The organism is Catonella morbi ATCC 51271 (assembly GCF_000160035.2).
GTDB lineage: Bacteria > Bacillota > Clostridia > Lachnospirales > Lachnospiraceae > Catonella > Catonella morbi.
The window spans coordinates 277,734-291,911 of sequence record NZ_KI535367.1; the positions used below are offsets into that span (position 1 = coordinate 277,734).

At 40.4% G+C, this 14,178-nt stretch carries 10 protein-coding genes; 4 read left to right on the top strand and 6 right to left on the bottom strand.

Annotated elements, in window-relative coordinates; translation table 11 throughout:
* Positions 1–204 precede the first annotated feature (204 nt).
* Positions 205–1,104 carry an AraC family transcriptional regulator gene (locus tag GCWU000282_RS04900; RefSeq protein WP_035039575.1) on the top strand — a complete coding sequence of 300 codons (900 nt, stop codon included), beginning with the start codon at positions 205–207 and terminating at the stop codon, positions 1,102–1,104.
* Here GCWU000282_RS04900 and GCWU000282_RS04905 read toward each other — a convergent pair.
* From GCWU000282_RS04905 to GCWU000282_RS04925, 5 genes are all read right to left on the bottom strand, one after another.
* A complete protein-coding gene (locus GCWU000282_RS04905) occupies positions 1,094–1,906 on the bottom strand; it encodes an ABC transporter ATP-binding protein (RefSeq protein WP_035039577.1) in 813 nt (270 codons plus the stop codon). The genes GCWU000282_RS04900 and GCWU000282_RS04905 overlap by 11 nt on opposite strands.
* On the bottom strand, positions 1,896–2,906 hold the full coding sequence (locus GCWU000282_RS04910; RefSeq protein WP_035039579.1) for an ABC transporter ATP-binding protein: 1,011 nt from the start codon (positions 2,904–2,906) through the stop codon (positions 1,896–1,898). The genes GCWU000282_RS04905 and GCWU000282_RS04910 overlap by 11 nt, the downstream gene beginning before the upstream one ends.
* 15 nt (positions 2,907–2,921) lie before the next feature.
* Positions 2,922–4,190, bottom strand: coding sequence for an ABC transporter permease (locus GCWU000282_RS04915; protein ID WP_035039581.1), 1,269 nt, complete (start codon positions 4,188–4,190; stop codon positions 2,922–2,924).
* A gap of 11 nt (positions 4,191–4,201) precedes the next feature.
* The gene (locus tag GCWU000282_RS04920; protein WP_023353919.1) at positions 4,202–5,239 is read right to left on the bottom strand and encodes an ABC transporter permease; all 1,038 of its coding nucleotides are present in this window, start codon (positions 5,237–5,239) and stop codon (positions 4,202–4,204) included.
* A gap of 156 nt (positions 5,240–5,395) precedes the next feature.
* Positions 5,396–7,297: an ABC transporter substrate-binding protein gene (locus GCWU000282_RS04925; protein ID WP_023353920.1), complete on the bottom strand. Its 1,902-nt coding sequence runs from the start codon at positions 7,295–7,297 to the stop codon at positions 5,396–5,398.
* A 533-nt stretch (positions 7,298–7,830) separates the two neighbouring features.
* Here GCWU000282_RS04925 and GCWU000282_RS04930 point away from each other — a divergent pair.
* Entirely contained in the window at positions 7,831–8,202 is a 372-nt protein-coding gene (locus GCWU000282_RS04930; RefSeq protein WP_035039583.1) for a PilZ domain-containing protein, read from the top strand.
* A gap of 116 nt (positions 8,203–8,318) precedes the next feature.
* Here GCWU000282_RS04930 and GCWU000282_RS04935 read toward each other — a convergent pair whose 3' ends face one another.
* Positions 8,319–10,220: a flagellar hook-length control protein FliK gene (locus GCWU000282_RS04935; RefSeq protein ID WP_023353923.1), complete on the bottom strand. Its 1,902-nt coding sequence runs from the start codon at positions 10,218–10,220 to the stop codon at positions 8,319–8,321.
* Positions 10,221–10,662: 442 nt separating this feature from the next.
* Here GCWU000282_RS04935 and GCWU000282_RS04940 point away from each other — a divergent pair, with 442 nt between their 5' ends.
* Both GCWU000282_RS04940 and leuS read left to right on the top strand, forming a co-directional pair.
* Positions 10,663–11,439: a PilZ domain-containing protein gene (locus tag GCWU000282_RS04940; RefSeq protein WP_023353924.1), complete on the top strand. Its 777-nt coding sequence runs from the start codon at positions 10,663–10,665 to the stop codon at positions 11,437–11,439.
* 74 nt (positions 11,440–11,513) lie between these two features.
* Positions 11,514–13,967, top strand: coding sequence for a leucine--tRNA ligase (gene leuS, locus GCWU000282_RS04945; RefSeq protein WP_023353925.1), 2,454 nt, complete (start codon positions 11,514–11,516; stop codon positions 13,965–13,967).
* Positions 13,968–14,178: the final 211 nt, after the last annotated feature.

A 14,178-nucleotide genomic window follows, 5' to 3' on the forward strand; every position in this document is an offset into this window, starting at 1 on the left:
CTACCTCCGTAATTTTATAATTTAGTTTACCCACAGTCACTGTTCTAAAACGCATCATTCAGCCGTATTACACGGAATATAGACTGCGGTCACAATTCGAATAATTTAAAACTATTATTTTTCCTATATTTTTACCGGACTTTATCAGAGCTTTTCTTTGTGATATAATCAGATTACATTTATGACGATAAGGAGGTTTGCGACTTGGCTTTTTTTGAAGATACCGAAAAACTTGATTCCCCCTATGATATATTTATGTTTGACAGTAATCTGTACAGTGTATCCTACAGGGCACATTGGCACTATTATATAGAGCTGCTGTATATGTATGACGGACAGATAACCGTGGAATGCGACAATAAACCTTATGTGCTTAATCCGGGTGATCTCCTTATTATTATGCCCCGAGTTATCCATAGCTTTTATTCCGACTATACCGGTCATATCAGCTACGGTGTCGTCAAATTCAACCCTATCAACCTTAATTTTTCCAATAAGGCCGCTACATTGGTGCATGCCGTATTCAGCAGTGCCATACCTGCCACTCAGTTTCCTGTCTATCTTCCCGCTTCCGAGACAGATATCTATTCCGTAGGAAACATAATAGACAGACTTATTTCCGAGGCTGTGCGTAAAGATTTATATTATACCGACTATGTCAACTCTCTTTTAAGTATGCTGATAATCTCGATAATGCGCTTCTGGCAGAAAAAGAACATCAAATTGAACTCCGTTGTCGGACAAAGCACCGCTTCTTCCGATATATTTACCGTTCTCGAATACATATCCAATCATTCGGGAGAACCCATTGCCGTTCCCGACCTTGCCAAACAGTGTAATATGAGTTATTCGACATTTTCCCGTTTATTTAAACAGCAGACCGGGCGGAGCTGTAAAGAATATATTGAATATATACGAATCAGCAAGGCACAGGATCTCCTTCTTTTTACAGACAAACCGTTAAATTACATAGCTTGCGAAACGGGATTTGTTGATTCAAGTCACTTCATCAAGACTTATAAAAAGCTGTTTGGAATTACTCCCGCACAACAGCGCAAATCTCTTCCGTCCGGGTTTACTTCTTCAACCGATATTAAACCGTAGAAAGATCCCATTCTCCATGTATCTTAGGCACGTCGCTTATCAATCGTTTGGTGTACTCTGCCTGAGGCTTTAGGATTACGTCGTTTGCACAGCCATGCTCCACAAATCTGCCATGCTCCATAATATATATTGTATCCGAAATATAATATGCCAAACCGATATCGTGTGTGATAAAAACAATTGTCATATCGGTTTCATCCCTCAGCTTAAGAAGCATATCCAATATGGTCGCACGTGAGCAGGCATCCACCATTGATGTCGGCTCATCCGCCATCAGGATGCCCGGTCTGAGAAGAAATATGCGCGCAATCATCAGTCTCTGCATCTGGCCACCGGATAGTTCAAACGGATACTTATTTGACAGTTCGGCAAACTTCAGATTTACAAAACCGCAGGCCTCCTCCATAAGTTCTGTTTTCCTTTGCTTCGGAAGTTTCCTGTCGCCTCTCATATTAATGCAGTCTATCAGTACGGTATCGATTTTAGTAAACATATTGAAGGCTGCGAAGGGATCCTGAAATACAGCCTGAATGTTTTTCCAGTACTCTTTTTTCTTTTTTCCGGAACTTATATCACGAGGTTTACCTTCAAAGAACAGTTCTCCTTCCGTAGTGCTCAGCAAACCGAGAATCATTTTAAATAGGGTTGTTTTACCGCTTCCCGACTCACCGACTATGGACACGACTTCTCCTTTTTTAAAGTCAAAGTCCACGTGATCAACAGCAACATTCCTTTTTGAACCCATGCCGAATACCTTGGAAACCCCTTTTCCGCTCAGACAGGATTGTCTTTCACCGCTCATGTCCATACACCTCCTTCAGCTCATCTTCTTTCATCACACAGCGATAACAGCGTCCGTTACCAATTTCTCTCATATCGGGTCTGCCGATATGACACTGCGGAAGGGCATAACGACATCTTTCGGCAAAAGCACAACCTTTGGGAGGATGTTTAAGATTCGGCGGAGTTCCCGGAATAGCTCTAAGCTTTATATCTCTGGTGCCTGCTTCAGGAACTATAATTGATTCCATAAGACCTTTTGCATAAGGATGCATCGGGTTAAACACCATATCCCTCGCATTTCCCTTTTCAACAATCTGTCCCGCGTACATAACCATAATATCGTCAGTCACATTGTATAACAGGGGTAATTCATGCGTAATAAAGATCATAGTTTTGATATATCCCTTATTCATCAGTTCACGCAGCATTTTAATGACCATTTTCTGGCTTGTGACATCCAACGCTGAGGAAGGTTCATCCGCAATAAGTATCTTCGGATTCAGTATTGTCGATACGGCTATGACGGTTCTCTGTTTCATCCCGCCGGATAACTCTACCGCATACCTGTCAAGAACCTCTTCCGGTAAACCGAGAGTCTTAAATCTTTCTGAAGCCATGTTTCTGACATCGGATTTACTCATAGTTTTGTCATGTGTATGAATTACATCCCATAAAAAACTTATGATTTTTTGCGTTGGATTCAATGCATTCATGGCTGCCTGCGGGATATATGCGATTTCTTTTCCCAGCATCTTCTTTCTGACATCATCCGGCTTCATTAACGTAAGGTCAACTCCGTCAACCAGAATATTTCCGCTTATATAATGCAGAGGAGAAAAATAATATCCCATCAGACTTAACGCAAGCGTGGACTTTCCGCAACCCGATTCTCCCGCAATTCCGAGCGACTTTCCTTCCTCTATGGTGAAAGATACCCCATCCACAGCGTATACATCTTCGTGAAAACGGGTTACATATTTTGTCTTTAACTCTTTTACTTCCAAAATAGTTTTGCCCATGGCCATACTCCTTTCCTATTCCCGCAATGTCGGATTAAACACCTGATCCATTCCCGTATTCATAAGATTAAGAGAAAAGGAAATCAGGGCAATTGCCAGAATAACCGGAAAATATGCCCACCACGATCCGTTCAGATGAGCCGTATATGTCATTGCCCAGTTCATCATAAGTCCGAGTGTGGCCGTTTTAGTCGTAGCAGGCCCCAGTCCGAGCATAGAAAGCTGTGCCTCTGCGAGTATGCCGCTGGAAATCTGTAAAATAAAAGCCATTACCACATATGAAGCCATATACGGTAAAATATCCACCAAAATAATTCTAAACAGACCATGTCCCGAAAGCTTGGACATATTTACATGATCACGGTTGCGAAGAGAAATAACCTGTGAGCGGACACTTCTTGCAGTCCAAGGCCATGAGGTAAGCCCGATAATTACAGCCACCATGGCAATGCCTCTTGCCTGCTGTCCGACACTATAGGATATTAATATCAGAATAATGAAGGACGGTATTACCGTAAACAGATTGGTTACAAACATAATCAAATCATCCGCAATCCCTCCAAGAAATCCCGCCAAGAGGCCGAACATAAGACCGATACCGGTAGCTACAACGCCCGCAATCAGGCCGATACGCAAAGAAGTACCGATAGCATAGATGAGTTCCGTCAACACATCCCTTCCGAAGTTGTCAGTACCTAACCAGAAAGTTCTCTGATTCGGTACATCACTTATATTTACATAAATATTGTCCGCAATCTTGCCCTGCTGCTGTAAACTGCCATCCGCATCCTGCTCCGCAACAATAACATCCTGTTCCTTAAGAAGCTCCTTAAGAGACGTATCCAGTCGCACATAATATTTTTTCTTGGCTGCAATCATCCCTTTCTGAGGATTGGATGCATCGTATTTCTCATGCCACAGCTCCAGAAGTTTACCGACATCGTCATCCGATACAGTCAATGTACCCTTTTCCACACCTCCGTATTTCTCAAGCCATGTAATCATATCCTCTCTGTCTTCCCGGCTTACCATTGAACTCAGACGATTGGCGGACGCATCTATATTCAGTACATAACTTTTATCGGATGACAGACTTTGTTTCACCGTATCTACTGCGGACACATAGGTTCCGGGTTTGTAAAAAATTCCCTTTCCCACCATCTCAAGCTGATCGGTAGATACAGCCAGCGGATATATAATCACCATAGCCAGAACGGCTGTCAATATTATAAATCCTGTCATAAACTGCGGCGAACTTTTTAACTGTTTTAATGTATTTCCCATTTCCACCACCCTTAATCAGATTGTGCTGCCTTGATTCGAGGATCTATAAAGCCGTATAACAATTCCATAAACAGATTGGCAAGCAGAACCATAATCGTAATAATCAGAGTACAGGCGGATATCAGAGGATAATCACGTCCTGTAATCGCAGAAAGAAGTGTTGTTCCTATACCCGGATATGAAAATATAATCTCTGCAACCAAAGCACCTCCTACCATAGTTCCCAAAGACATAGCAAGTCCCGTAATCTGCGGAAGCATGGCATTACGGAATACGTATCCTACGATTTTACTGTCTTTTATTCCGAGAAATCGGCTGTATTTAACATAGTCCGCATTTAATTCATAGATAGACATGGAACGCATACCTATCGCCTGTCCTCCGATTGTAACGAGAACTATAGATAGAAACGGCAGCTTATAATGGTCCAATACCGACAAAATAAAAGGCAGACTGAAGTTAGGAAGCATATCAAATCCATATCCTCCGCTTGTCGGTGCCAGATGGAACTTCACCGCAAAAACAGTCAGCAATATAACCGCCATTCCGAATGCCGGAATATTACTGAGAAAAAGGAAAAACGGCAGAATCATCTTATCAAATCCTTTTCTGATATATGCCGCTATTGCACCGAGAAGGTTGCCGAGAAACCATCCGACTATGATTGCCGGAAACTGTAACGCTATTGTCCACCAGATACTGTTGCTTATGATATCGCTTACTCTTCTCGGATACTGACTGAAAGAAACTCCCATGTCTCCTTTCAGCATATTGCCTGCCCACATAAAGAATTGCTTATGTATAGGTTCATTCACCCCAAACTTTTCCGCGTACTCCGTATAAACTTTACGAATTGCCGTTGCATCGGTCATTCCCTGTGCCGTCTGCGTTGCGATAGCTGATACGGGATTGCCCGGCATCAGGCGCGGAAGTGTAAAATTCAATACTATCGCCACAAAAAAGGTGAGAAGATACCATAATATTTTGTTTACATAGTATTTTTTATACCCTTTCAAATTACAATCACCTTCTTTCAGAGTCTGTCTCATAATATACGCCTTACGGTGCACATCATTGGTATTCGCCCGGATTCTTCCCGATGTCGGGCGAATCGGGGATTTTCACCGATTGGAAATCCCTGCGTTGCCTGGCCTGCTAAAAGCAGAAACCGGTAGGGTAACACTACCGGTTTCCGTAATCTTATCTTATTCTTCTACCGGAGTCAGATTGTAAAGTGCCGCAACACCATATCCGTCCGTGCAATCATACGGAGGTATATTCTTTCCGTCATCTTTTTGCGGATAATTTGTCCATACTGACTCATTCACAATATGGAAAGCTGCCGGACGATACATTGCCGTGAAAGAAGGTACTTCATCCAAATATATCTGTGACAGTTCCGTATAGTATGCCTTTAATTTTGCGCTGTCACTCTCATTCGGAATCAGGCCGATGAGTTCATCCGCACGTTTATTTTTCCATCTTCCGAAATTACCTCTTGTTATGACATCCATATCATTTAACTCGGAACTCATAAGTTCCAAACACCTCTGCCAAGGACAGGTAATTGATGCCGTTCCGTTAGGCGTCCCCATAACAATATCGAAATTTCCCGTTGTCTCATCTTCTATATATGTAGATGCATCAGGAAAGTAAGTTTCGATATTGATTCCAATCTCTTTACCAGCAGCCGCAACTATTTCAAGAGTTGCATTCCAGTCGGACCAACCTTCGGGGCATTCTGCCTTAAAGCTGAGATTATTGCCCTTAGGATACTCTCTGATGCCGTCTCCGTCCGTATCTACAATTTTTGCTTTATCAAGAAGTTTTTTTGCACCCTCCGGATCGTTACCGAACTGATAATCCTTAAGCTTGTCTTTATCTATCATCTTCTGTTCAGCTTCCGTCGCATTCATAACGCTTCTCGGAACCTCTTCAAAAGTAGGAGACTGTCCCGTCATAGCTGCTTTATTTATTTGACCGTAATCCACCGCCATAGCGATAGCCTTACGTACTTCCTTCTTATTAAGTCCTTCCTTCCTTGTGTTAAACCAGATTGAAGGCATAGCTGCACAGATACCGTAAGGCGCTTCTTCAATATATGTGGATATCGGAAGTTTATCTTTAAGCCAAAGGTTCTGTACGTCCGGAACGAACATCTGAGCCACATCTACCTCTCCGGCTTTCAATGCTACAAGACCTGTATCATTTCCGCTGAATATGGTATGTGCAATATACTTCGGTGCCGGAAGCTTGCCCCACATGGACTTTGCCTGTCCCCAATAATCATCCCTGCGTATAATCACAACCTTCTGGTCATCCGCATAATAAGGCTTATACGCACCTGTACTTACCAGATCTTCCATCTTGTCCTGTTTAATGTCATTTGCCTTATCCGAATTACGCTCTGCAACCTTCTTTAGATATTCTTTCTGCATAATATATATCTTAGGAATAAACTCAATCACCTTCATTGAATTTACAGCCTTGCCTTTGGCGTCCTTGACCGCATGGAATACCACCGTGGAGTCATTGACAGCCTCAACCTTCTCGATATAAGGTTTGAAGTCGGCACCGACAGGGGACTCATATTTTATATGCGCATCGAAGGTTGCCGCAACATCCGCTGCCGTAACCTGACTTCCATCGCTCCACTTCGCATCCTTATTCAGATTTACGGTCAGCTCCGTGTTATCACTGTTCCAGGCATAGTCTGTACCTAGAAGACCGTAAAGCTTACCGTCAAGCATATTGTACATGAAAAGTGTTTCCCAGACTATCTCTCTTGCACTTCCCACCTGTCCCATAGCCATACCGTTATTGGAATTAGAGGACATAGGATTCCAATCATTGATTGTTCCCCACTGCTGTCCCGCAAGATACAGGGTCTCCTTTCTCGGAGTTGCAGTTGTATCCTGTGTAGACGATGTCTCAGGCTGTTTGCTTGAAGGTGAACTCTGTGGTTTGTTTGATGCTTCGGGTTGTTTGCTTGATGTCTGTGCAGACGATGTCTGCTTGGCAGGTTCATTATCCGACTTACCGCAGGCTGTTACAGAACACACCATGGTTAAGGACAAAAATAATGCTAACATCTTCTTTGACTTCATTTTAACTCCTCCTTGTCTGTTAATTACGTTTACTGCTTTTCTGATTAGTGATTTGGTTCAAATGATTAGACCTTAGTTAATTATACTGTATTTTCTTAATGCATAGTATGATTTTTTAGTCAAAATACTGTATATTTTTGTCATTTTATTATATGATTTATGTATTTTTGCCGACAAACTTAGATGAGAGGGCATTTAAAACAGCTATTCTTTCACTTAGCCATTATCTTACATAGTTTCTTTATTAATCTTATTCTCATCAAGATAATGATGAATAGTGCCAAGACATTAGGACTTTTACGGTTCTATTTTGCGACTCCCAAATCAAGCATTTTTTGTGTATGATATACCTGTCTGTCACGAATTGCATTCTTATAAACGGCATATTTAGGTGTGTAAGTAACAATAAGTCACAGGTCTATTTTGTTTGTAATATATGGCTCATCTTTGTACGAATGAAAATAACCTTATTATTGATTATTTACCCCGGTTGTTATATACTGAGGGTAAATAAATTTGTGGGGAGGCAGACTATGGATTATAAGGAAAAAAGGAAGGCTGAAAGGCTTCCGATAGATTTAATTCTCGGTGTATCTGAACTTTTTAGGCAGGATAATGAAGTTATTAAGAATGTAAATGCTCCTATTGAAGTAGTGGATATATCAAGGGGAGGCATAGGATTTCATAGTGAAAGTGATTTGCCTCTTGAGTTTTATTTTAACGCAAAAATTCAGGTAACGGATGATGCAAACTCGGTATTTTACAGCGTTGTTAAAATAGTAAGGAAAGCTGTATTGGACGAAAAAAACTATTCTTATGGCTGTGAATTTGTGGGCTTTCCACCAGTGCTTAATTATATCTTTGATGATTTGGAAGAGAAGATTGCTAAGAAGATGGGGAGATAAATTGATAAAACTCAGTTTAAAATTCTAACTAAAGTAAACAAAATAAAGGATATGACACAACATTAGTAGTGTTAAAATAACAGACTGTACAAAAAATAAGTGTACAGTCTGTTATTTTATGCCCTTACATCAAAGGTATATCTGCTATAGTTGTTACTGGTGGTTTCGGAAGGAATGAAATCATTTACCAAGTTGAATTCACCGGATTTTAGTTTCTTCTCATCTTCCTTATCGGTAGTCTTTACCACTTCGCTTTTTGGATTAAAACCCTGTTTTGTCATAGCGGCATCAAGTTCATCTAGATGTTTTGTTATGAGCCTGCCGGAGTCATCATCTTTCAGGAAAAATCTGGTAGAAACCTGCCCTTCATTAAGCTCAATTCTTATGTTCATCCCACCGAGACTTGCCATATCAAGATGTAACAGGCAGGAAATTCCGTTTCCGCCGGAAGTCCGTTTTCTGTGTTTATCGGAGTAGACATATAAATCTCCGGTTGCGGTCTGACCGTTCATCCTTATAGGCAATTCCGTAAAGTTATACATCTGATTCATATCATTCATAAAATTCATATTTTGCTTAGTCTGCCCTAAATCTGCAGACAGCTTGGCAGAAGCGGAACCTGACGTATTATCGGCAAGAGTCTTTAGCCTGTCTATCTGTTCATCTATTCTTTTATAAAGATTACTTACTGCGTCTTTTTGGGTAAGCTCTTCGGCGGATAAGGTCCAGTCGGTATGAATCAGCATTTTCAGAGTGTTCTGAAAGTCATTTGATTTAAGCAGGGCTTGCTTTATATCCGAAGATACACTGGTGGTTGTTAACAGATTTTTTATATGTTCTGCAGCTTCACTCAGGGTGGCACTTTCCGGTAGGAGTTCTGCAAGTGCATCATTTGAAACGGAAAGTTCTCTACCTAAAAAATTAGCTACCTGATTCATTAGAGGATTTAATTTTGCCTGTTCAGAATCAGGAAGGGTTTTTAACAATGCCGAAAGGTCAGAAATGCTCATATCTCCTTTTATAAGATTTTGAAGCTTTGCAGCATCTACATCCACATCAGCATTTTCAAATAAGGTGAAGATTTCAAGCCGTTGCTCATCATTTAATACTAAAGAAACCTGTGTATTTGAATTTAAGCTTGTATCACTTGCCTCGGTTTCAGCTTGAGCTAAAACACTCTCCGGTAGGGAAATTTCGTCTTCCGTAAGACTGTCAAGCAGCGCGGAAAGATTGCCGGGGGTGATAACAGGAGAGTTTGTTTCATCATTGGATATAAGTGTAAGCACAAGTTCGTCAGGTTCTATTCCCACATTAAAAATATCAAGCATTTCAGAGGCAAGGCTTGCGCTTTCTTCAATATTTCCCTCAGCCAATAATCCCTCAATCATTCCAAGCATATCGTTGAAATTTTGCTCGGTGGCAGCGGCAAGCTCATTTCTTCCATTACTGTATATTTCAAACATCTTCGTACTCTCGGGATTGATATCAAGTCCTGCCTTATTCATAAGCACGAGATTTGTCATAGATATATCCGGATTTTTAAGGGATTGCTGAAGCATGCCGTTTATCATTTGTTTGCTCACAGGATATTCATTTTTAATTAGAGCAGTAACAAGTTCTTCGTTTTTAGGTGAAAAAGGAAGTCCGGAAGCCTCAAGAGCCTTATACACTACATTGTCAATGGTATTTCCTGATTGCAAAGTCTTCAAGGTAATTTGCCCGTTTTCGCTGTCTACAACTTTAAACCTGGCACCGTCTCCTATGGATAGCTCAGAGCTGTTGTCATACTTGGCAGTCATAACCTGACCGTTGTCGAGTTCAAGAGTCAGTTCTCCGGGAGAGATATTTGTTACCTGGCCTGAAAATACCTGTCCCTTTGACATATTGTTATAGTTCATATTACCGGTATTTGAACCGAATAGTGAAGCGCGCGAAACTTCACCGGTTTTACTTGTGCTTCCTGTTTCTCTACCGCTGCTTATACTTCCCGGTTGTACTTTTGATATATCTAAAGGCATGTTTCCTCCATAGTTAATTCTGATAAATTTTAGATACTTATACTTATTTTATCGGATATAACGTTATATTTCTATAGTAAATTCTTTTGCCCCCGCATCATTAATGATACAGGATTGCTTCGGTTTCACCTCTCGCAATCCTTGCAAAAATATTTGTAATCCGCTCATTTTTTGCAAAAATGGCTACTTACTCATATTTTTTGACTGTCAAAAGATAATAAATTCTCTTGCAAGCAAGCTTGCATCGAATTTTTATACTTTTGACACTTGTATCATTATATAAAAAAATAATAAAATTCTAAAGTTAATTCTAGGTTAACCCCCAATTTAGGTTAAATTATACGAAATTGCATAATTTAGATAGACAGAATCAGATTTGACAGTTATAATAATTATCGGAGAAGTGGCTCTTATTGATGTGAAAGGAAAGTGGTATTGAGGCATGGATGCAATAAATTCAGAGACGCTTAATATAACTGAGCTGGCGCCAGGTTCTATAATCAGTCTGACAGCCAGAAGGGGAAATAAAACGTATCGTTTTGAAAGTTTTGTATTAGAATTATCCGAGAAGGAAGACATAGATTATGCAGGTACATTAGAAGGAGATTTTATAATAGTTGAACCCATAAGGGTGGATAATAAAATTATAAGGTTTGTTACCGAAAGAATTAATTACTATTTTATAGGACATCATAAATCAAAACCGTATTTATTTGAAAATATCTTTGTTGAGAAAATAAGACTTCCGAAGTATGGAGTCGCACATATTATCAAGGCAGATAAAGAAGGCAGGAGATTTAACAGAAGAAGCAATTTCAGAGTATGGCTTGGTCAACATTGTCATATAGCTCTCAGAGGTTCTAAGGCACAGCATGATGCTATGATTAAAGACCTTAGCAGTACCGGGATAGGGCTAATAATAAAGAAGGAATACACGGTAAATATTGGAGATGAAATTGAAGTTCAGTTTAATGATGAGAAGTATAATGAACAGAGAGAAGACTACCAATTTACTCTTCACACTATAAAAGGTGAAGTAGTTAGAGTGTTTGATTCAAATGAAAAAGCTGACATCGTAGGTTGTAGGATAACGGAAGGCCAGGAGGGGGCTGAAAAATTTGTTGCTATGAAGCAGAGAGAAAAAAATAAAGTGGGACGTAAGACAAGTGACCTGATCAGTATGTTTGTCGGCAAAGAGGGCAAAGATGATGAGGAATAGACTAAAACAGGTTTATTTCTCATATAAATAAGGGCAAATACCTTGTAATTTAAGATACAGAAGGAGATATTAAAATGTCAGAAAATGAAAGAAAACCATATAATCCGGCAGAAATTGAGCCGAAATGGCAGAAGTTCTGGGAAGAAAATGAAACTTTTAAGACAGATGTTTGGAATTTTAGTAAACCTAAGTATTATGTACTTGATATGTTCCCATATCCATCGGGAGTAGGCCTTCATGCAGGCCATCCTGAAGGTTATACAGCTACTGATATCGTATCGAGGATGAAGAGGATGCAGGGATACAATGTACTTCATCCAATGGGGTATGATTCGTTCGGTCTTCCTGCTGAGCAGTATGCGGTAAGCACAGGTAACAATCCAAACGGATTTACTGAGAAAAATATCGCTACATTTTCAAATCAGCTTAAAGAGCTGGGCTTTGACTATGACTGGTCAAAGATGATAGCTACTTCCGATAAAGATTATTATAAATGGACTCAGTGGATATTTGAAAAGCTCTATGAGAGGGGATATGCAAAATATGTGGATATGCCGGTAAACTGGTGTGAAGAACTGGGTACAGTGCTTTCAAATGATGAGGTTATAGACGGTAAGAGTGAACGTGGCGGATATCCTGTCATAAGAAAAAATATGAAACAGTGGGCTATAGACCAGGTTGCTTTTGCAGAAGAGCTTCTTGAAGGACTTAATGAGATAGACTGGCCTGAGTCTACCAAGGAAATGCAGAGAAACTGGATTGGTAAAAGTGAAGGTGTAGAGGTTGATTTTAAAATAGTTGGTGGTGGGGAATTCTCCATTTATACCACCTGTATTGAAACTATTTACGGTATAACCTTTATGGTACTTGCTCCGGACGGAGAGACTGTTAAGAGCCTTATGCCAAGAATTAAGAATAAAGAGGCTGTAGAGAAATACATAGCTGAAACCCTCAAGAAGAATGACATGGACAGGACTGAACTTAACAAGACCAAGTCAGGCTGCGTACTTGAAGGCATATATGCAATAAATCCTGCAAACGGCAAGGATGTTCCTGTATACATAGGTGACTTTGTACTTGCAAGCTATGGTACAGGTGCTGTTATGGCTGTTCCAAGTCATGACCAGAGGGATTTTGAGTATTCTGAGGCACATAATATCCCTAGGATTCAGGTTATTGACGGTGGGGATGTAAGCGAGCACGCTTTTGAGAAACAGGATTATCTGGGCAAGGGCTGTAAGCTTATGAATTCTGAGGAATTTAGCGGGCTTACTGTAGAAGAGGCAAAGGAAGCCATTACAGAAAAGCTGGTTAAAATGGGAGTTGCGAGAAGAAAGGTCAACTACCATTTCAGAGAATGGATATTTGCCAGACAGCGTTATTGGGGAGAGCCTATTCCTGTAGTACATACAGAAGAAGGAGAAGTAAAACTTCTTCCTGAAAGCGAGCTTCCTCTTGTGCTTCCCGAACTTGAAGATTATAAGGGCAAGAATGGTAAGGCTCCGCTTGAAAATGCTACAGAGTGGAAAGAGTATGATAAAAACGGAATAAAAGGTAAGCGTGAGACCTCAACAATGCCCGGCAGCGCAGGAAGTTCCTGGTATTATATGCGCTACATTGATCCGAAGAATAATGATGAATTTGCAAACAAGGAACTCCTTAAGCACTGGCTTCCGGTAGACCTTTACATAGGAGGACCTGAACACGCTGTCGGACATCTTATGTATGCCAGGATTTGGAATCGCTTTCTTTATAATGAGGGACTTTCTCCTGTAAAAGAGCCTTTTAAGAAGCTTGTACATCAGGGAATGATACTTGGTTCAAACGGAATTAAAATGGGTAAGCGTTTCCCTGAGTTTGTGATAAATCCCAGTGATATAGTAAGGGATTACGGTGCAGATACTCTTAGAATATATGAAATGTTTATGGGACCTCTTGAAGCTTCCAAGCCTTGGAATATGCAGGGTGTAGAAGGTTCAAGAAAATTCCTCGGAAGGGTGTTCTTCTATTTCTCAAATCCTGAAAATATTGTAAAACAGGGTGAAGAAGGCTATAACGAACTCTTAGAGGAATATAAGCTGATCTACAATCAGACTGTTAAAAAAGTAACGGATGATTTTGAAACACTTGGCTTTAATACAGCTATAAGCCAGATGATGATATTTATGAATGCTGTAACCAAGGGTAAATGCCCTATGGAATATGCAGAAGGCTTTGTAAAAATGATATCCTGTATCTGCCCACATCTTGGTGAGGAGCTTTGGGAAATGTTAGGTCATAGCGGAACTATAGCTTATGAAATCTGGCCGACTTATGATGAGGTAGCACTTGTAGTTGATACTGTAAAGATAGGTGTACAGGTAAACGGTAAGGTAAGAGGCACTATTGAAATAGCTGCCGAGGCAGAGGAAGAAGAAGCTATGAAGCAGGCGCTTGAGATTGCTTCGGTAAATAAAGCAATAGACGGAAAGCCTGTAAGAAAGGTTATTTACGTAAAGGGTAAGATACTTAATATAGTTGCCAAGTAAGGAAGCTTTAAAAGAAATGTTTAGGGGCTGTCGCATTGAGAAAAATACTGTAAAATATTGTTACCAAATTACAATGTTTTGTGTATCTTTTTCCGTGGCGACAAGCCCTTTTTTAATAGGAAATTTCTTCGAATTTTCCTATTAAAAAAAATCTCTCCGAGGTATGCGCAGCTCGCGGTTGGGAAGTTTGCCTTGCGGCACCGCTCGTGCG

Bases quoted from the DNA above. Each gene is read 5' to 3' on its own strand.
- GCWU000282_RS04905 (WP_035039577.1), bottom strand. From the start codon at position 1,906: ATGAGCGGTGAAAGACAATCCTGTCTGAGCGGAAAAGGGGTTTCCAAG.
- GCWU000282_RS04910 (WP_035039579.1), bottom strand. From the start codon at position 2,906: ATGGGCAAAACTATTTTGGAAGTAAAAGAGTTAAAGACAAAATATGTA.
- GCWU000282_RS04915 (WP_035039581.1), bottom strand. From the start codon at position 4,190: ATGGGAAATACATTAAAACAGTTAAAAAGTTCGCCGCAGTTTATGACA.
- GCWU000282_RS04920 (WP_023353919.1), bottom strand. From the start codon at position 5,239: ATGAGACAGACTCTGAAAGAAGGTGATTGTAATTTGAAAGGGTATAAA.
- GCWU000282_RS04925 (WP_023353920.1), bottom strand. From the start codon at position 7,297: ATGAAGTCAAAGAAGATGTTAGCATTATTTTTGTCCTTAACCATGGTG.
- GCWU000282_RS04930 (WP_035039583.1), top strand. From the start codon at position 7,831: ATGGATTATAAGGAAAAAAGGAAGGCTGAAAGGCTTCCGATAGATTTA.
- GCWU000282_RS04935 (WP_023353923.1), bottom strand. From the start codon at position 10,220: ATGCCTTTAGATATATCAAAAGTACAACCGGGAAGTATAAGCAGCGGT.
- GCWU000282_RS04940 (WP_023353924.1), top strand. From the start codon at position 10,663: ATGGATGCAATAAATTCAGAGACGCTTAATATAACTGAGCTGGCGCCA.
- leuS (WP_023353925.1), top strand. From the start codon at position 11,514: ATGTCAGAAAATGAAAGAAAACCATATAATCCGGCAGAAATTGAGCCG.